This window comes from Ralstonia sp. ASV6, assembly GCF_016429285.1.
Lineage (GTDB): Bacteria > Pseudomonadota > Gammaproteobacteria > Burkholderiales > Burkholderiaceae > Ralstonia > Ralstonia flaminis.
Genome location: NZ_JAELUI010000024.1, coordinates 1 through 25,739 on the forward strand (window position 1 = coordinate 1; position 25,739 = coordinate 25,739).

At 64.1% G+C, this 25,739-nt stretch carries 24 protein-coding genes and 1 pseudogene; 11 read left to right on the forward strand and 14 right to left on the reverse strand.

The window, feature by feature from the left end:
* The 3 genes and pseudogenes from JHD73_RS06635 to purN all read right to left on the reverse strand — a co-directional run.
* A pseudogene (locus tag JHD73_RS06635) lies at window positions 1-231 on the reverse strand (phospholipase D family protein); the annotation flags it as partial.
* Window positions 228-1,637, reverse strand: coding sequence for an RsmB/NOP family class I SAM-dependent RNA methyltransferase (locus tag JHD73_RS06640; RefSeq protein WP_199029017.1), 1,410 nt, complete (start codon window positions 1,635-1,637; stop codon window positions 228-230). The gene JHD73_RS06640 and the pseudogene JHD73_RS06635, both read right to left, overlap by 4 nt.
* The gene (gene purN / locus JHD73_RS06645; RefSeq protein WP_199029018.1) at window positions 1,634-2,284 is read right to left on the reverse strand and encodes a phosphoribosylglycinamide formyltransferase; all 651 of its coding nucleotides are present in this window, start codon (window positions 2,282-2,284) and stop codon (window positions 1,634-1,636) included. Before purN ends, JHD73_RS06640 begins: the two co-directional genes overlap by 4 nt.
* A gap of 415 nt (window positions 2,285-2,699) precedes the next feature.
* Here purN and JHD73_RS06650 point away from each other — a divergent pair, with 415 nt between their 5' ends.
* Window positions 2,700-3,365: a response regulator transcription factor gene (locus JHD73_RS06650; RefSeq protein WP_199029019.1), complete on the forward strand. Its 666-nt coding sequence runs from the start codon at window positions 2,700-2,702 to the stop codon at window positions 3,363-3,365.
* Between the two features lie 55 nt (window positions 3,366-3,420).
* Here the strand turns inward: JHD73_RS06650 and JHD73_RS06655 are convergent, their stop codons facing one another.
* A complete protein-coding gene (locus JHD73_RS06655) occupies window positions 3,421-5,256 on the reverse strand; it encodes a hybrid sensor histidine kinase/response regulator (protein WP_199029021.1) in 1,836 nt (611 codons plus the stop codon).
* 220 nt (window positions 5,257-5,476) lie between these two features.
* Here JHD73_RS06655 and JHD73_RS06660 point away from each other — a divergent pair, with 220 nt between their 5' ends.
* The 4 genes from JHD73_RS06660 (at window position 5,477) to JHD73_RS06675 (ending at window position 10,375) form a co-directional block, all read left to right on the forward strand.
* Entirely contained in the window at window positions 5,477-6,475 is a 999-nt protein-coding gene (locus JHD73_RS06660; RefSeq protein ID WP_199029023.1) for a bifunctional riboflavin kinase/FAD synthetase, read from the forward strand.
* A gap of 101 nt (window positions 6,476-6,576) precedes the next feature.
* Window positions 6,577-9,456, forward strand: coding sequence for an isoleucine--tRNA ligase (gene ileS / locus JHD73_RS06665; RefSeq protein WP_199029025.1), 2,880 nt, complete (start codon window positions 6,577-6,579; stop codon window positions 9,454-9,456).
* Entirely contained in the window at window positions 9,456-9,992 is a 537-nt protein-coding gene (gene lspA / locus JHD73_RS06670; RefSeq protein ID WP_199029027.1) for a signal peptidase II, read from the forward strand. The genes ileS and lspA overlap by 1 nt, the downstream gene beginning before the upstream one ends.
* 5 nt (window positions 9,993-9,997) lie before the next feature.
* Window positions 9,998-10,375 carry a DUF4180 domain-containing protein gene (locus tag JHD73_RS06675; RefSeq protein WP_199029029.1) on the forward strand — a complete coding sequence of 126 codons (378 nt, stop codon included), beginning with the start codon at window positions 9,998-10,000 and terminating at the stop codon, window positions 10,373-10,375.
* Between the two features lie 10 nt (window positions 10,376-10,385).
* Here the strand turns inward: JHD73_RS06675 and JHD73_RS06680 are convergent, their stop codons facing one another.
* On the reverse strand, window positions 10,386-10,958 hold the full coding sequence (locus tag JHD73_RS06680; RefSeq protein ID WP_199029084.1) for a YdcF family protein: 573 nt from the start codon (window positions 10,956-10,958) through the stop codon (window positions 10,386-10,388).
* A 149-nt stretch (window positions 10,959-11,107) separates the two neighbouring features.
* On the opposite strand from JHD73_RS06680, the gene coaBC reads away from it, so the two are divergent.
* Genes coaBC through dut form a run of 3 tightly spaced genes read left to right on the forward strand, consistent with a single transcriptional unit; the run spans window position 11,108 to window position 13,799 of the window.
* Window positions 11,108-12,313 carry a bifunctional phosphopantothenoylcysteine decarboxylase/phosphopantothenate--cysteine ligase CoaBC gene (gene coaBC, locus JHD73_RS06685; protein ID WP_199029031.1) on the forward strand — a complete coding sequence of 402 codons (1,206 nt, stop codon included), beginning with the start codon at window positions 11,108-11,110 and terminating at the stop codon, window positions 12,311-12,313.
* Window positions 12,310-13,356 (forward strand): LLM class flavin-dependent oxidoreductase, encoded by a 1,047-nt coding sequence (locus JHD73_RS06690; RefSeq protein WP_199029033.1) that lies wholly within the window; start codon window positions 12,310-12,312, stop codon window positions 13,354-13,356. Before coaBC ends, JHD73_RS06690 begins: the two co-directional genes overlap by 4 nt.
* Window positions 13,353-13,799, forward strand: a complete 447-nt coding sequence (gene dut, locus JHD73_RS06695; RefSeq protein ID WP_199029035.1) for a dUTP diphosphatase — start codon at window positions 13,353-13,355, stop codon at window positions 13,797-13,799. The genes JHD73_RS06690 and dut overlap by 4 nt, the downstream gene beginning before the upstream one ends.
* Before the next feature lie 78 nt (window positions 13,800-13,877).
* Here the strand turns inward: dut and clpA are convergent, their stop codons facing one another.
* Window positions 13,878-16,166 carry an ATP-dependent Clp protease ATP-binding subunit ClpA gene (gene clpA / locus JHD73_RS06700; RefSeq protein WP_199029036.1) on the reverse strand — a complete coding sequence of 763 codons (2,289 nt, stop codon included), beginning with the start codon at window positions 16,164-16,166 and terminating at the stop codon, window positions 13,878-13,880.
* A complete protein-coding gene (clpS, locus tag JHD73_RS06705) occupies window positions 16,163-16,489 on the reverse strand; it encodes an ATP-dependent Clp protease adapter ClpS (RefSeq protein ID WP_011002382.1) in 327 nt (108 codons plus the stop codon). The genes clpA and clpS overlap by 4 nt, the downstream gene beginning before the upstream one ends.
* A 576-nt stretch (window positions 16,490-17,065) precedes the next feature.
* On the opposite strand from clpS, the gene JHD73_RS06710 reads away from it, so the two are divergent.
* The 3 genes from JHD73_RS06710 to JHD73_RS06720 all read left to right on the forward strand — a co-directional run bounded on the left by JHD73_RS06710 (window position 17,066) and on the right by JHD73_RS06720 (window position 18,633).
* Window positions 17,066-17,269, forward strand: coding sequence for a cold-shock protein (locus tag JHD73_RS06710; RefSeq protein WP_004631953.1), 204 nt, complete (start codon window positions 17,066-17,068; stop codon window positions 17,267-17,269).
* Window positions 17,270-17,468: 199 nt separating this feature from the next.
* On the forward strand, window positions 17,469-17,930 hold the full coding sequence (locus JHD73_RS06715) for a DUF2501 domain-containing protein (protein WP_199029038.1): 462 nt from the start codon (window positions 17,469-17,471) through the stop codon (window positions 17,928-17,930).
* 82 nt (window positions 17,931-18,012) lie between these two features.
* Window positions 18,013-18,633, forward strand: coding sequence for a DUF4126 domain-containing protein (locus JHD73_RS06720; RefSeq protein ID WP_199029040.1), 621 nt, complete (start codon window positions 18,013-18,015; stop codon window positions 18,631-18,633).
* 4 nt (window positions 18,634-18,637) lie between these two features.
* Here JHD73_RS06720 and JHD73_RS06725 read toward each other — a convergent pair whose 3' ends face one another.
* The 7 genes from JHD73_RS06725 to JHD73_RS06755 form a co-directional block, all read right to left on the reverse strand.
* Window positions 18,638-18,910, reverse strand: a complete 273-nt coding sequence (locus JHD73_RS06725) for a cyd operon YbgE family protein (RefSeq protein WP_199029042.1) — start codon at window positions 18,908-18,910, stop codon at window positions 18,638-18,640.
* A complete protein-coding gene (gene cydX, locus JHD73_RS06730; protein WP_199029044.1) occupies window positions 18,907-19,032 on the reverse strand; it encodes a cytochrome bd-I oxidase subunit CydX in 126 nt (41 codons plus the stop codon). The genes JHD73_RS06725 and cydX overlap by 4 nt, the downstream gene beginning before the upstream one ends.
* Before the next feature lie 17 nt (window positions 19,033-19,049).
* A complete protein-coding gene (gene cydB, locus JHD73_RS06735) occupies window positions 19,050-20,192 on the reverse strand; it encodes a cytochrome d ubiquinol oxidase subunit II (RefSeq protein WP_199029046.1) in 1,143 nt (380 codons plus the stop codon).
* A gap of 10 nt (window positions 20,193-20,202) precedes the next feature.
* Window positions 20,203-21,759, reverse strand: a complete 1,557-nt coding sequence (locus JHD73_RS06740; protein WP_199029048.1) for a cytochrome ubiquinol oxidase subunit I — start codon at window positions 21,757-21,759, stop codon at window positions 20,203-20,205.
* Window positions 21,756-21,992: a cytochrome oxidase putative small subunit CydP gene (gene cydP, locus JHD73_RS06745; RefSeq protein ID WP_199029092.1), complete on the reverse strand. Its 237-nt coding sequence runs from the start codon at window positions 21,990-21,992 to the stop codon at window positions 21,756-21,758. Before cydP ends, JHD73_RS06740 begins: the two co-directional genes overlap by 4 nt.
* Window positions 21,993-22,155: 163 nt before the next feature.
* Window positions 22,156-24,903 carry an ATP-binding protein gene (locus tag JHD73_RS06750; RefSeq protein WP_199029050.1) on the reverse strand — a complete coding sequence of 916 codons (2,748 nt, stop codon included), beginning with the start codon at window positions 24,901-24,903 and terminating at the stop codon, window positions 22,156-22,158.
* Window positions 24,900-25,697 (reverse strand): response regulator, encoded by a 798-nt coding sequence (locus tag JHD73_RS06755; protein WP_199029086.1) that lies wholly within the window; start codon window positions 25,695-25,697, stop codon window positions 24,900-24,902. The genes JHD73_RS06750 and JHD73_RS06755 overlap by 4 nt, the downstream gene beginning before the upstream one ends.
* Between the last annotated feature and the right edge of the window lie 42 nt (window positions 25,698-25,739).

The window sequence follows — 25,739 nt, forward strand, 5'->3', positions numbered from 1 at the left end:
GACTCGGCTGCCGTTCGAACGCATCATCTGCTCACGGTCGGCCAGCACGCGCACATCCACGCCACGCTGATGCGCGGCCAGCAGCGCCCGCGTGATCGCCTTGTTCGAGAGCAGGTAGGCCTGCACCGTGCCCTTGGCGGGCTGCACCGGCGGCGTGTTGCGTGCCTGTGCAATGCCGCCCGCGCTGAAGGCCAACACGGTGGCCAACAGCAACCCCAGGCGCAATATCATGCGCGGCGCTCCAGCACGGCCGCGAAGAAGCCGTCGGTCTGATGCACGTGCGGATACAGCTCCAGGTACGGGCCCATCTCCAGCGCGATCTTCTGCGCAGCCAGCACTTCGCCGGCGGGCACGAGCACGAAGTCTTCATGGGCGGCCAGGAACTGCTCGACCACCTGCTGGTTCTCGCGCGCCAGCACGCTGCACGTTGCGTAGACAAGGCGACCGCCCGGTTTGAGCAGCCGCGCCGCCGAGGCGAGGATCGACTGCTGCTTGGTCGACATCTCTTCCACGGCCTGCGCAGATTGGCGCCATTTCAGATCCGGATTGCGGCGCAGCGTGCCCAGTCCACTGCACGGCGCGTCGACCAGCACGCGGTCGATCTTGCCGGCCAGGCGCTTGATCTTGGCATCGTGCTCGCTGTCGATGCGGCTCGGATGCACGTTCGACAGGCCACTGCGCGCCAAGCGCGGGCCCAGGTTGGACAGGCGTTTTTCCGACACGTCGAAGGCATACAGCCGCCCAGTCGAGCGCATCGCCGCACCAATCGCCAGCGTCTTGCCACCCGCGCCCGCGCAGAAGTCCACCACCATCTCGCCGCGCTTGGGCGCCAGGAGTTGGCACAGCAGCTGGCTGCCCTCGTCCTGCACCTCGACCGTGCCGTTGGTGAAGATGTCGAGCTTGTTCAGCGCTGGCTTGCCCGCCAGGCGGATGCCCACCGGCGACAACGGCGCAGCCGCGCCTTCGATACCGGCCTCGGCCAAGGTGGCAAGCACCGCATCGCGTTCGCCCTTGAGCGTGTTCACGCGCAAGTCCAGCGGCGCCGGTGTCAGCCAGGCCTGCGCCAGTACCTCGGTAAAGTCGGCGCCATGCTGCGCGACCAGCGCGTCGAACAACCAGTCCGGCAGGTTGGCGCGCACGCGTGGCGCCAGGGCAGCGCGATCGCGGAGCTCCCAGCGATCCAGCCATTCGACCTCGACCGGCGTCAGGAACGGGGCGATGGCCTCGCGGCCAGCGGTCTGCAGCAAGCCAAGCACCACCAGGCGGCGACGCGCCGGGCCGGAGCCGCTCTCGGCAAACTGGCCGAATTCGACCTTGCGGCGCAGCACGGCAAACGCCGCCTCGGCAATGATGCCGCGCTCGCGATGGCCCAGTTCGTGGTGCTCACGGAAATACTGGCTAACGACCATGTCGGCCGGTGCCGCAAAGTGCAGCAGGCGTGCAAGCACCTTGTCCAGGTGCTCGAAATGGCTGCCGTGCACACCCGTGCGCGGGCGCGGGGCGCTGCGTTGCTGGGGCTTGCCCTGCGGCGCGCGATACCACCCACCGCCGCCCGCGCCGTGACCTGAACTGGGGCGCTTGTTGCCGCCACCGCTGTTACCACCGCCGTTGCGCGAACGCTGACGATCCTGACTCATGCTGCCTCCTGGGCGCGGGCGCCAATGACAAGTTGCGACGCATCCGGCGAAACCCGGACCACGCCCTGCTCGACGCGCAAGCGTCCTTCCACAAACCAGCGTACGGCACGCGGATAGATCACATGCTCCTGCGTCAGCAATCGCCCGGCGAGCGAATCCGGCGTGTCGCCCTGCCGCACTTCGATGGCGGCCTGCAGCACGATCGGGCCGTGGTCCAGCTCGGCAGTCACGAAATGGACCGTTGCGCCATGCACCTTCACGCCCATGGCCAGTGCCTGCTCATGCGTATGCAAGCCGGGGAAGCACGGCAACAGCGATGGATGGATGTTCAGCATGCGCCCGGCGTAATGGTTGACGAAGCCCGGCGTCAGGATGCGCATGAAGCCCGCCAGCACCACCAGATCGGGCGAGAACCCGTCGATGACCTGCGCCAGGGCGGTGTCGAAGCTGTCGCGGTCGGGAAAGCCCTTGTGGTCGACCACCGCAGTGGCGATGCCGTGCGAGGCGGCAAATTTGAGGCCAGCGGCGTCGGGGCGGTTGGAGATCACGGCGGCAATGCGCCCCGGCCAACCCTCGGTCTGACAGGCACGAACGATGGCTTCCATATTCGAGCCACGTCCGGAAATGAGAATGACGATGTTTTTCATCGCGGCATTTTATCAAGTGCGCCGCACTCCCCCGAGAAAATCCGGTGAGATGCCTCGGACGACGCCCTGGGTGGCGCCCCCATGGCCGTGCCAGGCCCGCTTTTACCGGTAGCGTGGTATTTAGCCGACGGGCTTCAGCAAAATCCCTCTCGTGCCGATAAAAACGGGCGTAGGGACGTTGGCGCGCTGCGCCGCCGTCTGATAATCTCGGCCCCATAATTGTCCGCGCACCCGGGGGTCGGGGTGCTGCCAGCGGTGATCCGTCGCATATCTCGCCAACGATCATCCTGCGCTGCAACATCGTGCGGTCGATAACCGTGACGGCTGATCGGCACCAAGCTTGACGGCCACCGCCCGCGCCGGGTCGGCACGCGTTACAACAACAAGAGGGCACTGCCCTCACCGGGGAATAAGAATGACGAGCTCGCTGCGTAGCCTGCTGGTGGTCGACGACCACCCTCTCGCCTTGTCTGGCACGACCACGTTTCTTGCACAAGCCTTGCCTGAAGTCCAGGTGCACGCGGCCATCGGCCGCCGCCAGGCGCTGGCGCTCGTCGATGACGGTGTCCGGCCGGATGTCGTGCTGCTCGACGTTTGGCTGTCTGACTGCACCGGCTTCGATGCCATGCGCGAGCTGCGCGGCAAGTTGCCCGAGGCACGCTTTGCCTTCATGTCAGCCGAGAACACCCCCGAAATCGTCGCCAAGGCACAGGCCCTGGGCGCCATCGGCTTCATCGGCAAGCACGCCGATGCGCATGCGTTCTCCAAGGCAGTGGCCGGCATTTTCGGCGGGGATTCGTCGTTCCCGTCGGAAGATGATCTGGGCGGCGCCAATGGCAAGGGCAGTGCCTCGCACGGCATCCCCATCACGCCGGCCGAACTGGGCCTGACGCCGCGTCAGGGCTCGGTGCTGGCGCTGCTGCTTGAGGGCCTGCCGAACAAGTCCATCGCTCGCCAGCTGGGTCTGACGGAGAACACCGTCAAGGAACACGTCTCGGCGATCCTGCAGCGGCTGGGCGTGCGCACGCGTATCCAGATCATCTCGCGTATGGAGCGCTTCCGCCTGACAGGCGCGGCCTGACGCCTGATCTTCATGGCGCCGCCATCGACGACGGCGCCAATCCAGCCCTTTCCCCTCAGTACGCGATCTGCGGCTCGGCTGCGCGCCCGCGCAGCCAGCGTTTGAGCAGCACGCGCAGCATATTCGGGTCCATCGGCTTGGCCAGCAGCAGGTAGCCAGCTTCCTCAGCGCGCGCAAGGGCGTCGGAGTTGCGATCGCCCGTGAGCAACACCGCATGGGCGTCCGGATGGCTGACCTGCCAGCGCTCCAGCAGTTGCAGGCCGTCTTCCTTACCCGGCAAGCGCAGGTCGCAGAAGATGATCTGCGGACGCAGGCCCTTCGCAAGCAGTTGATCGGCGGCAGTGCCATCGGCGGCACTGTGCACCTCCACCCCCCAGGCTTCGAGCAGCGCGTGCCAGGCCTTGCGGATCTGAGGATCGTCATCGACCACCAGCACCACGCCCGAGAAGCGCGGCTGATCGAGCACCGCACGCTTCTGCTCGGCGCGCGGTTGGGCAGCCAGCGGCGCCTTGACTTCAGCCGGCACCGGACGCAGCGCCATCCAGAACATCGAGCCCCGCCCCGGCACCGAGCGCACGCCAAAGGTGCCACGCAGCAAACGCACGCATTCCTTGTAGATCGACAGACCCAGGCCGAGACCCTGGCTCGGGTCACGCTCCGGGTTCTCGACCTGGTAGTACGTCGAGAAGATGTCTTTCTGGTGCTCCGGCGCGATACCGATACCGGTATCCCACACCTCGATCCGCAGGTACTTCTGGCGTACGCGCAGCGCCACCATGACGCCGCCGCGCTCGGTATAGCGCAGGGCGTTCTGCAGCAGGTTGAACAGCGCCCGGCGCAGCAGCACCGGCTCAGCCATGCCAAACACCGGTAGCGGCGGAATGCGCTGCGCAAGCGTCAGCCCCTTGGCGCGCGCATCGGGCATGAACTGCTGGACCACCTCGGTGATGACCTCTCCCAGGTCCACCGGCTCCAGCGTCGGCGAGGTCTTGCGGCTCTCCAGTTTGGACAGGTCCAGAAGCGAGCGGAACAGCAGGTCGATGGTGGCCGCGCCCGAGGCCAGCTGCTCCACCAGCGGCGCCAGCGATTCCGACTGGTTGCGCGCCCGCAGCGCTTCCACCAGCAGCACGATCGCGTGCACCGGCTGGCGCAGGTCGTGGCTGGCCGCGGCCAGGAAGCGCGACTTTTCTTCGGACGCCGACAGCGCACGCTGCTTCTCATCCTGATACCGGCGCGCAAGCTGACGGCTTTCGTTCTCGAGCTGAATTTCGCGCACCAGCGTGTTGTGAATGTTCACCGCATGCCGGGCCAGGAACGCCGCGAAGAACAGCAGCACGCCGCGCAGATACAAGCCGTGTCCCGGAAACGCCTGTTCGGCCAGCACAAAGTGCGGCGCCAAAATGCCCGTCCCGAGAATCAGCAGGTTGGACGGCACCGGCGCCTGCGACAGCACCGCCCCCGCCGCCACGCCGATGATGACGATCATCAGCAGGCTGCTGAACTCCAGCGACGGCGACATCAGGTACAACCCCGCCGAGCAGCCCCAGGCCACCCCGCCCACGCCCGACATGACGTGCATGCCCGTCCACCATTTACGGGTGTGCGCGGCCAACGTCATGCGGGTCAGGTCGTAGCGATAACCGAAATAGAAGCGCAGGCCCGAGGCGGTCAGGCACAGCATGATCAGGCACCAGCCCAGCAGCGCCGGACGGATCGAGGCATCTGTCCAGAACGCCGCCACGGTCAAGGCGGGCAATACGACAGAAGCCGCGATCCCCATAGGGGCGCCGCGATGCACGGCAGCAAGCAGCTTGGCACGAGCGTCCAGTTCAAGCGGCGCGCGGCTGGCAAGCCCAAACTTGGTAAAGAAGATGCGCAACGGGGCGTTCAAAGGAATGCGGGGAAGAAACCGGATACCGGATTGTGCCGCAAGGTTACAACGGGCGGGCACACCGTTCGGATGATTGTGCAACACCCCTGCCCGTTCGGCCCCGCGCCCGACGGCGCTGGGGCAATCCCTTATATAATGTGCGTTTTGCTGGATTTTTGCGGATTGCCACGCCAATCCGGCACGAAAACAGCTTCTTTTTCCTCGACCACCAACGCTTCTCGTGAAAGTCTTTCGCGGCCTGCCCAACGCCGAGAGTCGCGCGCCTTGCGCGCTGACCATCGGCAACTTCGACGGCGTGCACCGTGGCCACCAGTCTCTGCTGGCCCGCGCACGCGCGGCGGCCGACGCACGCGGGTTGCCGCTCACGGTCATGACCTTCGAGCCGCATCCGCGCGAGTTCTTCATGCCGGACCGTGCGCCCGCCCGCATCGCGCTGCTGCGCGACAAGCTGGAAAGCCTGCGCCGCCAGGGCGTTGATCGCGTGGTCGTGGAGCACTTCAACGCCCACTTCGCAGGGCAGACGCCAGACGAGTTCGTGCGCAATGTGCTGGTTGACGGCCTGCACACGCGCTGGCTGCTGGTGGGCGATGACTTCCGCTTCGGCGCCAAACGCGCGGGCGACTTTACTTATCTGCAGGCTGCCGGCGCGCAGTTCGGCTTTGAGGTCGAGCAGATGGGCTCGGTGTCGGAATCCGGCATCCGCATCTCCAGCTCAGCCGTGCGCGAGGCGCTGGCCGCCGGTGATCTGGAACACGCGCGCCGCCTGCTCGGCCACGGTTACGCCATCAGCGGGCACGTGGTGCACGGGCAGAAGCTCGGGCGCTCGTTGGGTTTTCCGACGCTGAACCTGCGGATTTCGCACCGCAAACCGGCGGTGTCGGGCATCTTCGTGGTGCAGGTGCACGGGCTGGCAGAGAAACCGTTGCCGGCCGTCGCCAGCATCGGCGTGCGCCCGACGGTGGATGACTCCGGCCGCGTGCTGTTGGAAGTCCATATCTTCGATTACAACGCCAGCGTCTACGGCAAGCTGGTGCGCGTGGAATTCATGAAGAAGCTGCGCGACGAGGCCCGCTTCGATTCGCTTGATGCGCTGAAAGACGCCATCGCGCAAGACTGTGTGGACGCGCGCAACTTCTTCGGCTTGCCGATTCCGGCAGCCGGCGAATCCCCCGCGCTGCGGCGCGATTTCGCCACCTCCGCCACCGACCGAATTCAGTAGGCGGCTGACACACTCGCCGCCCGAAGCTACTCCGCGCGCACGCCTAGCACTGACAGGCGCTGCATCGATCCGATTTGCCCGAATCTGCCTCACATCACACCATGTCCGATTCCAAGAAGCCCACGCCGGAGAAGAGCAAGTACCCGGTTAACCTGCTCGACACCCCCTTCCCCATGCGCGGCGATCTGCCCAAGCGCGAGCCGCAATGGGTCAAGCAGTGGCAGGACAAGCAGCTCTACAAGAAGATCCGCGCCGCGCGCAAAGGCGCGAAGAAGTTCATCCTGCACGACGGTCCGCCGTATGCGAACGGCGACCTGCACATCGGCCACGCGGTCAACAAGATCCTCAAGGACATGGTGATCAAGGCGCGCGGCCTGACGGGCCTGGACGCCGTCTACGTGCCGGGCTGGGACTGCCACGGCATGCCGATCGAAATCCAGATCGAAAAGCAATTCGGCAAGGGCCTGCCCGTCAAGGAAGTGCAGGAGAAGGCGCGTGCCTACGCCACCGGCCAGATTGCCCGCCAGAAGGTGGACTTTGAGCGCCTGGGCGTGCTGGGCGACTGGGCCGATCCGTACCTGACCATGAACTTCCGCAATGAAGCGGACGAGGTGCGCGCGCTGGGCAAGATCCTGGAAAAGGGCTACGTGTTCCGCGGCCTGAAGCCGGTCAACTGGTGCTTCGACTGCGGCTCGGCGCTGGCCGAGGCAGAAGTCGAATATGCGGACCGTACTGATCTGTCGATCGATGTCGGCTTCCCGTTTGCCGACATCGACGCACTGTCGAGCGCCTTCCACGTAGGCGCGGATGTGCTCAAGGCCAAGCCGGGCTGGATCGTGATCTGGACCACCACGCCGTGGACGATCCCTTCCAACCAAGCGCTGAACCTGCACCCGGAAGTGGAATATGCGCTGGTCGACACGCCGCGCGGCCTGCTGATCGTCGCCAAGGAGCGCGTCGAGGCCTGCCTGCAGAACTGGAAGCTCGAAGGCACCGTGCTGGCCACGTGCGAAGGTGCGGCGCTCTCGGGCGTGCGCTTCCACCACCCGCTCGCCAAGATGGACGCGGGTTATGACCGTCTGTCGCCTGTCTACCTGGGCGACTATGTGACCACCGATACCGGTACCGGCATCGTCCACTCCGCGCCCGCCTATGGCGTGGAGGACTTCCAGTCGTGCAAGGCGCACGGCATGGTCGACGCCGACATCATCAACCCGGTGATGGGCAACGGCGTGTACGCATCGACGCTGCCGCTGTTCGGCGGCCAGATGATCTGGGATGCCAACCCGAAGATCGTCGAAGTGCTGCGTGACTCGGGCAACCTGTTCGACGCGCACAAGCACCCGCACAGCTACATGCACTGCTGGCGCCACAAGACGCCGATCATCTACCGCGCCACCTCGCAGTGGTTCGCGGGCATGGACGTGCAGCCCAACGACGGCAACGGCACGCTGCGCGAAACGGCGCTGGCTGGCATCGACGCCACCGCGTTCTATCCGTCGTGGGGCAAGCAGCGCCTGCACAACATGATTGCCAACCGCCCGGACTGGACGCTCTCGCGCCAGCGTCAATGGGGCGTGCCGATGGCCTTCTTCGTGCACAAGGAAACCGGCGCGCTGCACCCGCGCACACCCGAGCTGCTGGAGCAAGTTGCCCAGCGCATCGAGAAAGATGGCATCGAAGCTTGGCAGACGCTCGACCCGCGCGAACTGCTCGGCGATGACGCCGACATGTACGAAAAGAACCGCGACACGCTCGACGTGTGGTTCGACTCGGGCACGACGCACTGGCATGTCATCCGCGGCTCGCACGCAGCGGACCTGTACGACGCCTCGGCTGACCTGCCGGACGGTCGCCTGGCTGACCTGTACCTGGAAGGATCGGACCAGCACCGCGGCTGGTTCCACTCGTCGCTGCTGACGGCCTCGATGCTGTACGGCAAGCCGCCGTACAAGGGGCTGCTCACGCACGGTTTCACGGTGGATGGCGAAGGCCGCAAGATGTCGAAATCGATCGGCAACACGATCGCGCCGCAGGAAATCGCCAACAAGATGGGCGCCGAGATCATCCGCCTGTGGGTGGCCTCGACCGACTACTCGGGCGAACTCGCCATCTCGGACGAGATCCTGAAGCGCGTGGTGGAAGGCTATCGCCGCATCCGCAACACGCTGCGCTTCCTGCTCGCCAACCTGACGGACTACGACCACGCCAAGCACGCGCTGCCGACCGAGCAATGGCTCGAAATCGACCGCTACGCCGTGGCGATGACGGACGCGCTGCAGAAGGAAGTCCTGTCGCACTACGACGTGTACGAGTTCCACCCAGTGGTCGCCAAGCTGCAGACGTTCTGCTCGGAAGACCTGGGCGGCTTCTACCTCGACGTGCTGAAGGACCGCCTGTACACCACGGCGCCCGATTCGGTGGCGCGCCGCTCGGCCCAGAACGCGCTGTATCACATCACCCAAGCGATGTTGCACTGGATGGCGCCGTTCCTGTCGTTCACGGCGGAAGAAGCATGGCAAGTCTTCGCGCACGGCACGGAGCACACCGACACCATCTTCACCAGCACCTACTACAACGCTCCGCTGCCGCAAGGCGTCAGCGCCCTGCTGGAGAAGTGGGCTGCCATCCGCAACGTGCGTGGCGAAGTGACCAAGCAACTGGAAACGCTGCGTGTGGACGGCAAAATCGGTTCGTCGCTGCAGGCGGAAGTGACCGTCTCGGCCGGCGACTCGGTGTACGACGCACTGGCCAGCCTGCGCGACGACCTGCGCTTTGTGTTGATCACATCAGCCGCCAAACTGGAGCGCGCGCCGGAGGGTGGCGATCTGCTCATCAGCGTGGTGCCGTCTGCGCACGCCAAGTGCGAGCGCTGCTGGCACTATCGTGCCGACGTCGGCCATGACGCCGCGCACCCGACACTGTGCAGCCGTTGCACCGACAACCTGTTCGGCGCTGGTGAACAACGGAGCGCTGCGTGATGGCGGCTCGTAACGGCGGCAACAACGGCAAGAGCAAAGCGGTCGGGTTGAAGAAAAGCAGCAGCGGTGGTCACGGCGTTGGCCCATGGCTGGGCCTCGCTGTCATCTGGATCCTGCTGGACCAGTTGACCAAGGTTGCCATCAGCAAGACCTTTGTCTGGGGAGAATCGCGCCCCATCACCGGGTTTTTCAACCTGGTGCTGGCCTATAACAAGGGCGCGGCGTTCTCGTTCCTGGCGGCGGCCGGCGGCTGGCAGCGCTGGTTCTTCACGGGTCTGGGCGTGGCGGCAGCGGTGTTCATCATCTGGCTGCTCAAGCGACACAGCGGGCAGAAGATGTTCTGCTTCGCGCTGGCGCTGATCCTGGGCGGCGCGCTGGGCAACGTGATCGACCGCGTCATCTACGGCCATGTAGTGGACTTTCTCGACTTCCACCTGAATGGCTACCACTGGCCCGCCTTCAACGTGGCGGACTGCGGTATCTGCATCGGCGCGGTGCTACTGATCATCGATGAACTGCGGCGCGTGCGTCGCTGAGCCCCATGGCCGAACTTCAGCAGTGGAACGGTGAAGCGGTGCTGTGCCTCAGCCAGGACGGCCCGCGCATCGCCAGCGAGCAGGACGCGCTGGACTACCTGATTGGCGAAGCCCTGGGCCACGGCGCATCGATGGTCGCCGTGCCCGTTGACCGGCTGGACGCAGCGTTCTTTGCGCTGCGCTCCGGTCTGGCTGGCGGCATCGCGCAGAAGATCACCAACTACCGGCTGAAGCTCGCCGTGGTGGGCGACATCTCAGCACACCTGGACGCCAGCAGCGCGCTGCGCGACTGGGTGCGCGAGTCCAACAAGCGCGACACGATCCGCTTTGTGCCGACGCTTGCCGACCTGGCCGCCAATGCGCGGCCCATGCCGGCTCAATAGCCTTCAATCCTCAATAGCGCACGGCGTACCACGCCCGCTTGATGTACTCCGCCACAATCGTCCCGGCTTCGTAGATCGGGAACGACTTGGTGAGCGTGTCACCGGGGAATACGCCGCGCACACCCCACGTCACTTCCGGCCAGACCTGGCGGAACACCTTCAACGCACGACCCGTGTGGTACCAGCTTGTGACCAGCACAGCGCTGTGCACGGGATTGCCGGCCAGTGTCTGGCGCGTCATTTGCGCATTTTCCATCGTGCTGCCGGATTGGCATTCGTGGCCGATACGGTCAGCCGGCACACCAGCCATCACTAGGCGGCGCTCGATCAATAGGCAATCGCCCTCGCCGCTCACAAACACACGCGGCGCCACGCCAGCATGGAACAGCTCCGCTGCGCCAATCACGCGCTGGCCCGATTCCCCGCCCAGCACAACGATCACGTCCGCGTGGGCAGGCACGGATTCCTCCCGCAACCAAGCCTTGGACTCGCGCACGAGCGCGGCCCCAACCACCACCGCCACGATGGCGCAGGCGCCAATCACAGCCAATACGTTGCGAACTGCTGAACGACAGAAAACCATATCGAGAATAAGCATTTGAGGACAAATCGGGGCGCCGGACGCGCCTGAAGCCAAGCCGGTATCATCGCCACTGTTCAGCAGGCGACCCGGGCACCGGGTTGTATCCTGCCCACGCACATTGCGTCAATCGCATTCCCAAGCGGGTTTTTATGGAACTGCAAGGCAAACACTTTGTTCTCGGTCTGACCGGCGGCATCGCGTGCTACAAGTCGGCCGAGTTGGTCCGGCTGCTGACCAAGGCAGGCGCCACCGTGCAGGTGGTGATGACCGACGCCGCCACGCACTTCATCACGCCGGTGACGATGCAGGCACTTTCCGGCCGCCCGGTCTTCACGTCGGAATGGGACAACCGGATCGGCAACAACATGCCGCACATCGACCTCTCGCGCGAGGCCGATGCCATCGTCATCGCCCCAGCGTCGACGGATTTCCTCGCCAAGCTCGCGCACGGCATGGCCGACGATCTGCTCTCTACGCTGTGTATCGCACGTGATTGCCCGCTGCTCGTGGCCCCCGCCATGAATCGGCAGATGTGGGCCGCGCCCGCTACGCAGCGCAACGCCGCCCAACTGCGCGCAGACGACGTCACCCTGCTTGGCCCCGATGCTGGCGACCAGGCCTGCGGCGAAGTCGGTGACGGCCGCATGCTGGAGCCAGAAGATATCGTCGAACAGCTCATCGGCTTCTTTAGCCCCAAGCTGCTGCGCGGCCGCCGTGTGCTGCTGACTGCCGGCCCGACCTTCGAGCCGATCGACCCCGTACGCGGCATCACGAATCTCTCCAGCGGCAAGATGGGCTTTGCGCTGGCGCGCGCCGCATCGCAAGCGGGTGCGGAAGTCACGCTCGTCGCCGGGCCTTGTCACCAGAACACGCCCGCCGGCGTGCTGCGCATTGATGTGCAGACCGCCCAGCAGATGCACGATGCGGTGATGCGCGAGCTGGACACCACGAAGAACGACATCTTCATCGCCGTGGCTGCGGTGGCCGACTGGCGCGTGGTGCAGGCTGCCGACCAGAAGCTGAAGAAGCAGAACGACACCGACGTGCCGACGCTCACGTTCACGCAGAACCCGGACATCCTCGCCGCCGTCGCCCACCGTGCGAATGCGCCGTTCTGCGTCGGCTTTGCTGCCGAGACCGAGCGACTGGAAGAATTTGGCGAGGCCAAGCGCCAGAAGAAAGGGATTCCGCTGCTGGTCGGCAACCTTGGCCACCAGACGTTTGGCCGCGACGACAACGAAGTCGCGCTCTTCGATGCCAGCGGCATCACGCGCCTGCCGCGCGCCGACAAGCTGACGCTGGCACGCCAGATCGTTGCCGCCATTGCCGATCGCCTGCATGGGGTGCAGTCATGAGCACGCCAATCCGACTCTCCGTTCTCGACCAGAGCCCCGTCATCTACGGCCACAGCGCACGCGACGCCATTGCTGCGACAGTGGACCTGGCGCAACTCACCGATTCGCTCGGCTACACGCGCTACTGGTGCGCAGAGCACCACGGCCTGCGCGGCGTCAGCAACCCCGCACCCGAGGTCATGATCGCGCGTGTGGCGAGCGCCACGAAGCACCTGCGCGTAGGCTCCGGCGGCGTGATGCTGCCCTACTACAGCCCGTTCAAGCTGGCCGAGCAGTTCCGCCTGTTGGAAGCGTTGTTCCCGAACCGCATCGACCTCGGTGTCGGCCGCGCACCCGGCGGCGACATGCGTACCGCGCAAGCCGTGGCCATGGGCGACTACAACCGCGGCGACATCTTCCCGCAGCAGGTGCAGGAACTGATCTGGCATATGACCGGCACGCTGCCGTCCGATCACCCCGCGTATGGCGTGCTCCTGCAGCCCGAGATCGACACCAAGCCCGAGCTGTGGATGCTCGGCTCCAGCGATTTTGGCGGTGCACTGGCCGCGCGTTTGGGCATCCGCTTCGCCTTCGCGCACTTCATCAACCCGCACGTCGGCCACATCGTCACGCAGCAGTACCGTACGGACTTCGAACCGAACTATGACGCGCGCCCGTACAGTGCAGCCGCTGTCTTCGTGATTGCTGCGGACACAGAAGCCGAAGCGCGCCGCTATGAAGCTGCCGTCGACCTGCGCCGCCTGCAGATGGCGCTCGGCGCCAACGGCCCCATCCCGACCGTCGAGCAAGGCGAAGCCCACGTCTATACCGAGCGCGATCAGGCCATCGTCATGCGCGAACGGCCACGCAGCATCATCGGCACGCCAGAATCGATTGCCGACGAGATGCATGCCCTCAAGGACCGCTTCGTCGCCGATGAGCTGATCGTGCTGACCGTCGCGCCCAGCTACAAAGCCCGCTTGCGCTCGTACGAGCTGCTGGCCGAGGCGTTTGCGCTACCATCTCCGGCTTCTGTCACCTCCTCTTCGGCCTGCCCCGCATGAAACTCGACGTCAAGATCCTCGACGCCCGCCTGCACGAACAGCTCCCGCAGTACGCCACCACCGGCAGCGCCGGCCTGGACTTGCGCGCCTGCATCGACACCCCGCTCACCATCGAACCCGGCACCACGCACCTGATCCCGACCGGCATGGCCATCCACCTGGCTGACCCCGGCTATGCGGCGCTGATCCTGCCGCGCTCGGGCATGGGCCACAAGCACGGCATCGTGCTCGGCAACCTGGTCGGCCTGATCGATTCGGACTACCAGGGCCAGTTGATGGTGAGCACGTGGAACCGTGGCAGCACGGCATTCGTGCTCAATCCGATGGAGCGCCTTGCACAACTCGTGATCGTGCCGGTGGTGCAGGCCGAACTGAACATCGTCGACGACTTTGCCGAGAGCGACCGTGGTGCTGGCGGTTTCGGCAGCACTGGACGTCACTAAGCACCGTCCACACGATAGAAAACGGCCCGGCGAGTTACCAAACCTCGCCGGGCCGTTTCATTTGGAGCGACAGTTCCGTCAGGCTTCCGCTTCTTCCTGTGCAGGCGCGGGCGGCGCTTCATTCTCGGAGAACTCCAGCTTCACTGCATCGGCGTCGTCCAGGTCCACAACCACCTTACCGCCGCTGGTCAGCTTACCGAACAGCAGCTCGTCGGCCAGCGCCTTGCGGATCATGTCCTGGATCAGGCGTTGCATCGGGCGCGCGCCCATCAGCGGGTCAAAACCCTTCTTCGCCAGGAAGCGACGCAGCTTCTCGGTGAAGATGGCGTCCACCTTCTTTTCGTGCAGCTGTTCTTCCAACTGCATGAGGAACTTGTCGACCACGCGCATGATGATTTCCTCATCCAGCGAGCGGAAGCTGATGGTCGCATCCAGACGGTTGCGGAACTCCGGCGTGAACATGCGCTTGATATCGGCCATCTCGTCGCCCTGTTCGCGCGTCGTGGTGAAGCCGATGGTCGCCTTGTTCATCGTCTCGGCGCCCGCGTTGGTCGTCATGACGATGATCACGTTGCGGAAATCCGCCTTGCGGCCGTTGTTGTCCGTCAGCGCACCGTGGTCCATCACCTGCAGCAGGATGTTGAAGATGTCCGGGTGCGCCTTCTCAATCTCGTCCAGCAACAACACGCAGTGCGGCTTCTTGGTGACGGCTTCCGTCAGCAGACCGCCCTGGTCAAAGCCCACATAGCCCGGCGGCGCGCCGATCAGCCGGCTCACCGCATGACGCTCCATGTACTCCGACATGTCGAAGCGGATCAGCTCGATGCCCAGGATGAACGCCAGTTGCTTGGCGACTTCCGTCTTGCCAACACCTGTCGGGCCGCTGAACAGGAACGAGCCGATCGGCTTGTCCGTCTTACCCAGCCCGGCGCGCGACATCTTGATGGCCGAAGCCAGCGCGTCGATAGCCGGGTCTTGCCCGAACACAACAGACTTCAGGTCGCGCTCCAACGTCTGCAGCTTGCTGCGGTCGTCCTGCGACACGCTTTGCGGTGGGACACGGGCGATGCGCGAGACGATATCTTCGATCTCGGTCTTGCCAATCGTCTTCTTCTGCTTCGACTTCGGCAGGATGCGTTGCGCGGCACCGGCTTCGTCGATCACGTCGATTGCCTTGTCCGGCAGGTGGCGGTCGGTGATGAAGCGTGCCGACAATTCAGCCGCAGCGGTCAACGCCGACGACGCGTATTTCACGCCGTGGTGCTCTTCAAAGCGCGACTTCAGCCCACGCAGAATCTGCACAGTCTGGTCGACCGTCGGTTCCACCACGTCGATCTTCTGGAAGCGCCGCGACAAGGCTGCATCCTTCTCAAAGATGCCGCGGTATTCCGTGAACGTGGTCGCGCCGATGCACTTGAGCGCACCCGACGACAGTGCCGGCTTGAGCAGGTTGCTGGCGTCCAGCGTGCCGCCCGAAGCGGCGCCCGCGCCGATCAGCGTGTGGATTTCGTCGATGAACAGGATCGCGTTCGGGTTGTCCTTGAGCGACTTCAGCACGCCCTTCAGGCGCTGCTCAAAGTCACCACGGTACTTGGTGCCGGCCAGCAGGGCGCCCATGTCGAGCGAGTAGACGACGGACTTCGCGAGAATGTCCGGCACCTCACCCTTGGTGATGCGCCATGCCAAACCCTCGGCAATGGCGGTCTTGCCGACACCAGCCTCGCCCACCAGCAGCGGGTTGTTCTTGCGGCGGCGGCACAGCACCTGCACCACGCGCTCTACTTCCTGCTCACGGCCGATCAGCGGATCGATCTTGCCGGCCTTGGCCAGCGCGTTCAGGTTCTGGGTGAACTGCTCCAGCGGGCTCTCCTTGCCGTCGCCGCCCTCACCTTCGGGGTTGGCGTCACCGTGCTTGGCCGGCTCTGCCTGATCCTTGCGGATACCGTGGCTGATGAAGTTGACGACGTCCAGCCGGGTCACGCCCTGTTGCTGGAGGTAGTACACCGCGTGGGAATCCTTCTCGCCGAAGATGGCAACCAGCACGTTGGCGCCCGTCACCTCTTTCTTGCCGTTGGAGGTGGACTGCACGTGCATGATGGCGCGCTGGATCACACGCTGGAAACCCAGCGTGGGCTGCGTATCCACCTCGTCCGTGCCGGGCACCACCGGGGTGTTGTCGGCGATGAAGTTCTTCAAATGCGTTCGGAGGTCTTCGATATTGGCGGCGCAGGCGCGCAGCACCTCCGCAGCCGTCGGATTGTCCAGCAGCGCAAGCAGCAGATGCTCCACCGTAATGAATTCGTGGCGAGCCTGCCGGGCTTCGACAAACGCCATGTGCAGGCTGACTTCCAGTTCTTGCGCGATCATGCTTCCTCCATCACGCACTGCAGCGGATGCCCCGCCTGCCGTGCATGGGTCGATACTAATTCCACTTTCGTCGCGGCGATATCCCGAGTGTAGATACCGCACACGCCCCTACCTTCCCGATGCACAGTCAGCATGATTTGCGTCGCTGTCTCCCGGTCTTTGCTGAAATATTGCTGAAGGATCATCACGACGAATTCCATCGGGGTGTAGTCGTCGTTGAGCAGCAGCACCTTGTACATCGCGGGCGGTTTGAGCGCTTGCTCTTTCCGCTCCAGGACGGTGCCTGCATCGTGTTGTGGAGTGGTCGCTTGCCGGATTGCCATGGTCTTATTCTAACCACTCCTTTCGACTTCGCAATTTAGGGAAATAACGCCGATTTCAAGCCCTGCAAATGGTTTGGCCTGAACTGCGTTCGCCAGTCGGCACCTCGGGCGAGAGGCGCGCCACCCGCCAGCCAAGGACTGGGAACGGGGCACGCACCAGCCCTGATTGCCGAACGTTTTCGGCAGGTGGGGACGATTTGCGGAGTTTCGAGCAAAACCTCTTCAAAAACTGACCGATTTTCGCCACAAACCCACCTTTGGTAGCCTTGACAGTCTGTTACTTTCCTCGAACAATCGAACTCAACATGTGCGCCTTACTGCCCCAAAAACACTTGGCAGCAAGCCTCATGAATGGTGAGCCCGGGAGGCCTCACACCAGTCGACAACAGATCGACAACCGCTTCAGGCTGTGGTGTTTTGCCACAAGAAGACCGATCGCTTGCGGCGCGGTTCCACCCGCGCCATTCGTCGTGCTCCAGAGCCGACGACCGGGCGATGACTGCGCGGTACCGCTCTGCACTGCCCCGACAGGCAACTCCTCCCGGCTTGGACTTGTGTTTTCTCGGAGGGGTTTTCATGGCACTCGGTACTGTCAAATGGTTTAACGACGCCAAGGGTTTCGGTTTCATCTCGCCTGATGAAGGCGGCGAAGAGTTGTTTGCGCATTTCTCTGCCATCCAGATGGCTGGCTTCAAGACGCTCAAGGAAAATCAGCGCGTCTCGTTCGAAGTGACGCAGGGCCCGAAGGGCAAGCAAGCCACCAACATCCAGGCGGCCTGATTCGCGTCATCCAGCACCCGGCCTCTGGCAAGGGTACTGAAATGCAAAAAACCCGGCGACCAGCCGGGTTTTTTGTTGCTCGGGCGGTGGAGAATGACGGCCATGCCACATGTTGCGCAACACGTCATTTCGCCCGGCCGTGCGCTACGGTAGTGGTGTCCCCTCTGTTATCCGCACCATCCACCCCAAGGAGCCCCACATGACACGCCACCCAATCCGAATCGCCGCCGCCCTCACCCTGGTTGCTGCGCTACTGCCAGCCGCTGCCCAAGCCCAGATCGGCGATCTCATCAAAGGGGCGACGCAGGGCAATAGCCAGGGCGCATCCGGTGGTTTGGGCGGCCTCGGCAATCTCGGTGGGGCAGGTGGACTGCCTTCGCTGGGCTCGCTGACGTCTGGCAGCACGGGCAATGTGGCCGGTGTGCTGGAATTCTGCATCAAGAACAACTACCTGGGTGGCGCATCGGGCGCAGCCTCCGTCAAAGACAAGCTGCTGGGCAAGCTGGGCGGCACGCCGTCCTCCGACCCCGGCTACAGCGACGGCGCAAAGGGCCTGCTCACCGGCTCCAATGGCAGTACGTTCGACCTGAGCAGCATCAAGGAGCAGATCACCAAGCAGGCGTGCGACAAGATCCTGTCGCAGGGCAAGTCGCTGCTGTAAGCCAACCGGGCAGGCGTACGGGCACTACACTGCCAGTATCGGCAAGCGCCCGTCGGGCCTGCCTGAACGTGCAAGGAGCCCCATGCTGGAAACCGCAGCGCTGGCCGCAGGCTTGTCCTGGACCAGCGGATTCCGCCTCTACCTGGCCGTGTTTGCTGCCGGTGTGCTGGGTCGCACAGGCTGGCTTCACCTGCCGCAGGGGCTGCAGATGCTCGAATCGTGGTGGGTGATCGGGTTGGCCGGTGTGCTGGCCGTGGCTGAGTTCCTGGCCGACAAGATCCCGGGGTTCGATTCCGTCTGGGACAGCATCCAGACCTTCATCCGCATTCCCGCTGGGGCCATCCTGGCGGCAGCCGCATTTGGGCAACTCGATCCGCAATGGATGGTGGCGGCAGGATTGATTGGCGGCACACTGGCTGGAACGGCGCACGCCACCAAGGCGGGAACGCGTGCGCTGATCAACGCCTCTCCCGAGCCGTTCTCGAACTGGGTGGCGTCGTTCAGCGAAGACATCACCGCGACCGGCGGACTGTTGATGTCGTTTTTCCTGCCGGTTGCATTCCTGATAGTGCTGGCGATCCTGCTGTTGGTGGCCGTCTGGTTGCTGCCGAAGCTGTGGCGTGCTGTGCGGCGCTTGCGTGATGTGCTGCGCGGGCGCACATCGGAGCCACCTGCCGCCGGCCCCACCCGCCTGCCGCGCTAGCGCTTCACCCCAAGAAACGCAGCAGCCCGAACAGCACCAGGGCCAGCGCGCAGGACCACCCTGAAAACAACACGCGCCACACCCAGTGGCGCGGAATGAACCCCACACCGCGCACCAACCCCGCGCTCATCGCCCAAAACAGCAGCATGGCGAGGGTATGGTCCGCATGGCCAGCGCCATTGGTGACGATGTACGGATACACCGTGCCGACCGCCATGACAACCAGCCCGGTGCTCAGGCTTGCCGCGTGGATGCGCGGCTTGTCGGCAGTGCTCACACGCAGTCCTCGTCTGTTGCGACACCCGCGGCGCGCGCGTCGCTCACCTCACCCCACATCGCATTGAGCACGGCCAGCAATACGGCAAAACCGACCCCCAGGACCCAAGTGAAATACCACATGCCATGTCCTCCTGCGGTTAGTAGAGCGAGTGCTCGTTGGCCCGGATATGTTCGACCGTTACCTTGCCTCGCATCACGCGGTAACACCAGCTCGTATAGACGAGGATGATCGGCGTGAAGATGATCGCCGCCCAAAACATCAGGCCAAGCGTGAAGTGACTGGAGACACTGTCCCACACGGTCAGGCTGGCGGCGGGCATGCTGGATGACGGCAGCACGAACGGGAACATCGAAGCGCCCGCCGTGGTGATGATGCCCGCCAGCCCCAGCGCCGACAGCACGAAGGCTATCAACGTGCGCCCTGCCCGCACCAGAACCGTCGCCAGCAGCGGCCCAATCACGCCGAGCAAGGGCAGCAGCCAGAGCAACGGCTGCACTTGGTAGTTGTGCCACCACGCATCGGCGGCGCGTGCCACCGTCTTGGCCATCGGGTTGGACACGCCAGCCGGGTCAATGGCCGAGGTGATGGCATAGCCTTCGATGCCACCCCAGCGCAACCATGCACCCGCCGCTACGAAGGCAATCACGGCGACAATCGCGGCGCCGGTTGCGGCCTTCGTCGCACGTTGCTGGATCGCCCCTTCTGTACGGTGCGCGAGATAGATGCCGCCGTGCATGGTGATCATCGCGCTCGACACCACGCCCGTGAGGATGGCGAACGGGTTCAGCAATTGCCAGAAGGTGCCGGTGTACGTCACCACCATGAAGGTGTCGAAATGGAACGGCACACCCTGCAGCAGATTGCCGAACGCCACGCCAAAGATGAGCGGCGGCACCGCGCCCCCGACAAAGAGGCCGATATCCCACGCTTTGCGCCACGTGGCGTTGTGGATCTTGCTGCGGTAGTCAAACCCGACCGGGCGGAAGAACAACGCCCACAACACCGCGAGCATTGCCCAGTAGAACCCGCTGAACGCGGTGGCATACACCAGCGGCCACGCTGCAAAGATCGCGCCGCCGCCGGTAATGAACCAGACCTGATTGCCGTCCCAGTGCGGGGCGATGGTGTTGATGGCGACACGCCGCTCGTCGTCCGTCTTGCCGACGAAGGGCAGCAACGTGCCGACGCCCATGTCATGCCCGTCCATGATGGCGAAGCCGATCAGCAACACACCGATCAGCAGCCACCAGATGACCTTGAGGGTGGGATAGTCGAACATGGTGGCCTCCTCAAGCGTGGGCGGCTTCGAAATCGTAGCGACCGGTGCCGAGGCTGCCGGGGCCCTGCCGCGCAAACTTGATCATCAGGTACATCTCGACAATCAACAGCAGCGTGTAGAAACCAATAAATCCTGCCAGCGAGCCGTACAGGCTGGCCTCACTCAGCGTCGAAACGCTCAGGTGCGTGGGCAATACGCCGTAGATCGTCCACGGCTGGCGGCCGTACTCGGCGACGACCCAGCCAAGCTCTGCAGCAAGCCACGGCGCGGGCAGCATCCACAGTGCCCAGCGCAGCAGCCAAGCCGGCGCCTTGCGTTGCGGCCGCAGCGTGCTCCAGAACGACAGGCCAAACAGCGCCAGCATCAGGAAGCCCAATCCAACCATGGCGCGGAAACCCCAGAACATCGGCCATACGCGCGGCACGGTGTCGTCGACAGCCTTGTCGATGATCTCGGGCGTGGCTTGCCGCACATCGGTCACGTACTTCTTGAGCAGCAGACCGAAGCCCAGATCCTGCTGGTGGATCTGCAGCGTCTGGTGGGCAGCGGCATCGTCCGGGTTCTTGCGCAGCGTTTCCAGCGCGGCCACCGCTTCGATGCCACTGACGATGCGGCCGCGATTGCGCACCTTGATCTCGTGGATACCCGGAATCTGCTTCGACACGGAGCGTGTGCCAATCAGGCCCATCACATAGGGAATCTCGACCGCCCAGTCGTTCTTCTGCTCGCGCTGGTTGATCGACGCGATCATGTTGAAGCTGGCCGGCGCGGGCTCGGTTTCCCACATGGCTTCGATGGCGGCCATCTTGGTTTCCTGCGCTTCGCCCACCGTATAGCCGGATTCGTCACCCAGCACGATCACCGAGCACACGCTGGCAAGCCCAAATGCCGCTGCCACACGGAAGCTGCGCCGCGCGAATTCCACATCGCGCCCACGCAGCAGATACCAGCTCGAAATCGACAACACGAACATCGCGCCCGTCACGTAGCCGGCAGACACCGTATGCACGAACTTGGCCTGCGCCACCGGATTGAAGACGACGGCCCAGAAATCCGACATCTCCATGCGCATGGTCTGCCAGTTGAAGTCGGCACCCACCGGGTTTTGCATCCAGCCATTGGCGATCAGGATCCACAGCGCGGAGAGGTTGGTGCCGATCGCCATGAGCGTCGTCACCAACAAGTGCTGTGTCTTGGTGAGGCGATCCCACCCGAAGAAGAACAGGCCGATGAAGGTGGATTCCAGAAAGAACGCCATCAACCCTTCAATGGCCAGCGGCGCCCCGAAAATGTCGCCCACGTAGTGCGAGTAGTACGCCCAGTTGGTGCCGAACTGGAATTCGAGCGTGATGCCGGTGGTCACGCCCAGCGCAAAGTTGATGCCGAACAGCTTGCCCCAGAAGCGCGTCATGTCTTTCCAGATGACCTTGTTGGTCATCACGTAGACGCTCTCCATGATGACCAGCAGCCAGACCATGCCCAGCGTAAGCGGCACGAACAGGAAGTGGTACAACGCCGTGGCCGCAAACTGCAGCCTGGATAGATCGACCAAGTGCTCGGATATCACGGATGCCCTCCCTGCGCTGGTGGTGTCATGCCAAGACGATCGGCGGCACGCTCGGCATCGACCGGCACGCGGACGTCCCGCACGAACACCCACCACAGCGCGCCCAACACCATCACCTTGATGGTGACGATGACGAGCAGATGGCGGAGGAGTCGGCGGTCGTTGGGGCTCACGGGGTCGGGGCGATCGAGAGTGCAGCCAGTACCATCGGCGGAACTTCCTGCCGGTGGCACAGAAAGTCACATGAGGGGCAGTCTAGTCATCCCGTGCGGGACTGGCAAACGATTCCTCAGGAAGCCTGTGATGCATTTGCTACGTGCACGCCCGCAAGCGCGTTTCTGCCTTGGGGTTTTCGGTGGAAAACCGCACTGCCACACTGCAATTGGCCCCGCTCCATCACTCGTGGCCGCAAGCCTCATCGGTTGTTGGGCTGCAAAGCCGCTGCAGCCCGGCCAAATCGCCACGGGTGGCCAGTTGACGGACTCGCATGGCAAACGCGTCGCATTGCGGGTATTCGGAACGCAGCGCATCGGCCCAGTCGATCAGATCCGAGATCGCACCCAAGTCGATCAATGCCAGCGCAACAGCGCACGCTTGCGGAGGCGGGTCTACCAGTGGCACCACCTCTGAAGCGTCCACCACCGGTGGGAGCCGTTGCAGCCCCAGCAAGCGCATCAGGGTCTCCTGCAACTCGGCCAGATTGATCGGCTTGAGCAGAGAGGCATCAAACTCGGGCGCTGCAGGATCGTCGCTGGCCGACGCTGGTTGCGGAATCGCCGACAGGACCACCACTGGAACCCCAGGCAGGTATTGCCGCGCAGCCAGCAGCACGGCAATACCATCGGCGCCAGGCATCAGGTAGTCGGTCAATACGAGATCGGGGCGGGCGTCACCCGCCTGCGTCATCCGCTCGATGATCGAGACACCGTCCGACGCGGTCTCGACAGTAAAGCCCAGGCTCGACAACTCGTCGGCAAGCAAGCGGCGGATGTCCGCCGTGTCCTCTGCAATCCAGATGCGCAGGCCGCTGCCGTCGATGCTGGGCACAACCGCGCCAATGTCGGCAACGTGGTGACGCGAGACTGCATCTTCGGTGGCGACTGTTGCACTCACCTCCAGGCGCATCGACGTGCCGGCACCCAGCGCGCTGTCGATCTTCAGCGAACCGCCCATACGCTCGATCCATTGCCGGACGATCGCCAATCCCAGCCCGGTGCCAGGCTGCGTGCGCGCCGTGTCCAACCGCTGAAAGGGTTCGAAGATGCGTTGCTGATCTTTGGCGGCGATACCCGGCCCGGTGTCCTTGACGATGAATGTCAGCCTTACCGGGTGTGCGATCCCGGCCTCGCCCTCACAGTCGATCAGGAGTTCGATACGGCCATCGGTGGTGTACTTGGTTGCGTTGTCCAGCAGATTGCCGAGCACCCGCCGCAGGCCCTTCGCATCCAGCTCCAGCACGGGCGGCAACGGACGCTCGATACGGAAGCTGAACTGATTGCCGCGGCGTCGCGCCAGTTCAGCACCCTCCTGCACAACCGCATCGAGCAAGGCATGCACGTAGACCGGCGCACTGTGCAATGCATCGGGCTCACCACCGCGTGCGTAGTCGATCAGGTCATTGACCATGGCGAGCATGTGCCGGGCACTGCGGCCGATGATCCGGCCTCGCTCTGCGTTCTCCTGACCCGCCGTCTGCACCAGCTCGGCAAAGCCGATGATCGACGTCAACGGTGTTCGCAGATCATGGCTGATGCGGGCGAGAAAGTCGGTCTTGGCGCGGTTCGCTTCGTCAGCATCAATGAGTGCCGTGCGCAATTCCTGCGTACGCTCGACGACGGCGTGCTCCAGTTTGAGCTGCTCCTGGCTCTTGGCATCCAGCAGTGCCTGCTGGATCGCGGCGTGCGCGGTGGACCGCTCCCGCGAGCGCTGGATGACCAGCGCCCCCATCATCAGCAGCGTCGCCAGTTCCACCAGCCAGGACAAGCCCAGGCCGGCGTGCCAGCCGCGGTTCAGAATACCGTGGAACTCCAGCAGCCCCACCAGTTGTACGGCCCACACCACGCCGAAAGTCAAAATGAACAGCCGTGCGTTGGGCAGACCTCGACGCCAGGCATCTACCATCGAGATCGCCCACAACACATTGAACACACCAACCACGACGTTGGAATAAACAGCCCCGGCACGGTAGTCCCCCAGCATGGTCCAGGCACACCCGACCAGCAGAAGCACAATGACGATACGGTAGGTCCACTTCCACGCTGCGACGCACCCCAACCCCACAAAGGTCATGGTTGCCGCGGCGTAGAACACGTTGGTGAGCACACCCAGCGTTGAGGGCGCACGCAGCACCCACGCGCCACCAGCCTGCAGGATGTAGCGATACAGATACCCCTGAATAGCCATGCTGTAGAGCACAGCCAGGCAGATCCACCCGAACAGCAACAGGAAGCTGCGGTCACGCCCCGACCACCCCTGGATCAACGCGTACAGCGCCAGCATCAATGCGGGCCCGACCAGGAATGCCTGCAGCATCAAGTCAAAACCTTCCTGTTGCCGGAATGCAGCGGGCTCCCAGAGTTCGGGATTGATGTCGACTGCTGACCGGCTGTGGAGCCGCAAGGCAAACGTCATCTGCTCGCCCGGGGCCAGCGTGATCGGGAAAACCGGAATCATGGCCGTGACGGGTCGGGCATCCAGTGGCAGACGATTGCCGCTCTGAATCGTTTCGAGCACGGCATGCCCACCCGGCGCGAGCCGAAAATAGTCAACCGACTCCAACCGCGCGGGGCCGACCGCCAGCCAGCGCGTAACCGGCTGTGCGCCGCTGTTGTAGAGCGTTCCTTTCAACCAGAATCGGGAGGCGGTATAGCCCGGGTTCAAGGTTTCGCCGGCAATGGCTGCCCAGCGGGTGCTGGTCATCGCCGCTCCGAGATCCATCTGACCGGTCTTGTCTTCCAGCACGGACAGATGAGACAGCAGCGCAACGGGCTTATCACCTCTGCCCTCGGCCTGCCCCACGTCAACAGGCGTAGCCCAGGCTGATTGGCCGAACCCCCAGATGAACAGCCCCATCACCAGCGTCACGCATATCGCCCAGCGCAAACCCGGGCGCCACGCTGTGACAGCGGATGTGCGAGCGCTCACGTGTTGCCGCCAGAACCCTGCCGGAACTGACTCGGCGGCAGGCCAAAGCGGTCACGAAATGCGGTGGAGAAATTGGCTGCGCTGCTGTAACCCAGCTCCCGAGAAATCGTCTGCACGTCGAGCGCAGTCTCGGACAACATGCGCCGCGCCTCCTTCATACGCTCCTCGCGCAGAAAATCGAACACGGTCACGCCAACGCATTGTTTGAATGCCCCATTCAGCCGGCGCGCATTGGTGCCGACTGCAGCCGCCAACTCCACCAGGCTGGGCGTTTCTCCAAGCCGCTCAAGCAGCAGCTTGCGTGTCGCCCGATACAGAATCGCATCCAGCGTGCTTGAGGCTGCGTTCACATCGCCTTCCGTTGGCGCACCGCTTGGCATGGCGATGGGCTTGAGGTGAATGCACAAACGCAGGCGCACCTCTTCAAAGTCGAAGGGCTTGGTCACGTAGTCCACAGCGCCCGCTGCCAGCCCCGCCACGCGCTCCTCCGGCAACGCTGCAGAGGTCAGAAAGATCAGCGGAATGGCCCGCGTGGCCGGATTGGCCTTGAGCAGCCTGCACGCAGTCATGCCGTCGCACACCGGCATGCGAATGTCCATCAGGATCAGGTCGGGCCGCACACTCTGCGCCTTCTGAACGCCATCCTGACCGTCGCGCGCAATGTAGACGCGACAACCCCGGCGCTGCAGAAAATCCACCAGCAGCATGCGGCTTTCGTCGACATCGTCGACGACCAGGATGCGCTGTCCGCGCAACGGATCTGAAGAGAGAGAGACGGGAGTGTCGTCAGCCATGGGCGCGATTAAAGCACGCTCCGGGCAGAAATTGGCGGCCAT

What these genes read in the sequence shown, in the direction of transcription:
- JHD73_RS06640 (WP_199029017.1), bottom strand. Translation starts at nt 1,637, where the DNA reads ATGAGTCAGGATCGTCAGCGTTCGCGCAACGGCGGTGGTAACAGCGGT.
- purN (WP_199029018.1), bottom strand. Translation starts at nt 2,284, where the DNA reads ATGAAAAACATCGTCATTCTCATTTCCGGACGTGGCTCGAATATGGAA.
- JHD73_RS06650 (WP_199029019.1), top strand. Translation starts at nt 2,700, where the DNA reads ATGACGAGCTCGCTGCGTAGCCTGCTGGTGGTCGACGACCACCCTCTC.
- ileS (WP_199029025.1), top strand. Translation starts at nt 6,577, where the DNA reads ATGTCCGATTCCAAGAAGCCCACGCCGGAGAAGAGCAAGTACCCGGTT.
- lspA (WP_199029027.1), top strand. Translation starts at nt 9,456, where the DNA reads ATGGCGGCTCGTAACGGCGGCAACAACGGCAAGAGCAAAGCGGTCGGG.
- JHD73_RS06675 (WP_199029029.1), top strand. Translation starts at nt 9,998, where the DNA reads ATGGCCGAACTTCAGCAGTGGAACGGTGAAGCGGTGCTGTGCCTCAGC.
- JHD73_RS06680 (WP_199029084.1), bottom strand. Translation starts at nt 10,958, where the DNA reads ATGGTTTTCTGTCGTTCAGCAGTTCGCAACGTATTGGCTGTGATTGGC.
- coaBC (WP_199029031.1), top strand. Translation starts at nt 11,108, where the DNA reads ATGGAACTGCAAGGCAAACACTTTGTTCTCGGTCTGACCGGCGGCATC.
- JHD73_RS06690 (WP_199029033.1), top strand. Translation starts at nt 12,310, where the DNA reads ATGAGCACGCCAATCCGACTCTCCGTTCTCGACCAGAGCCCCGTCATC.
- dut (WP_199029035.1), top strand. Translation starts at nt 13,353, where the DNA reads ATGAAACTCGACGTCAAGATCCTCGACGCCCGCCTGCACGAACAGCTC.
- clpA (WP_199029036.1), bottom strand. Translation starts at nt 16,166, where the DNA reads ATGATCGCGCAAGAACTGGAAGTCAGCCTGCACATGGCGTTTGTCGAA.
- clpS (WP_011002382.1), bottom strand. Translation starts at nt 16,489, where the DNA reads ATGGCAATCCGGCAAGCGACCACTCCACAACACGATGCAGGCACCGTC.
- JHD73_RS06710 (WP_004631953.1), top strand. Translation starts at nt 17,066, where the DNA reads ATGGCACTCGGTACTGTCAAATGGTTTAACGACGCCAAGGGTTTCGGT.
- JHD73_RS06715 (WP_199029038.1), top strand. Translation starts at nt 17,469, where the DNA reads ATGACACGCCACCCAATCCGAATCGCCGCCGCCCTCACCCTGGTTGCT.
- JHD73_RS06720 (WP_199029040.1), top strand. Translation starts at nt 18,013, where the DNA reads ATGCTGGAAACCGCAGCGCTGGCCGCAGGCTTGTCCTGGACCAGCGGA.
- cydX (WP_199029044.1), bottom strand. Translation starts at nt 19,032, where the DNA reads ATGTGGTATTTCACTTGGGTCCTGGGGGTCGGTTTTGCCGTATTGCTG.
- cydB (WP_199029046.1), bottom strand. Translation starts at nt 20,192, where the DNA reads ATGTTCGACTATCCCACCCTCAAGGTCATCTGGTGGCTGCTGATCGGT.
- JHD73_RS06755 (WP_199029086.1), bottom strand. Translation starts at nt 25,697, where the DNA reads ATGGCTGACGACACTCCCGTCTCTCTCTCTTCAGATCCGTTGCGCGGA.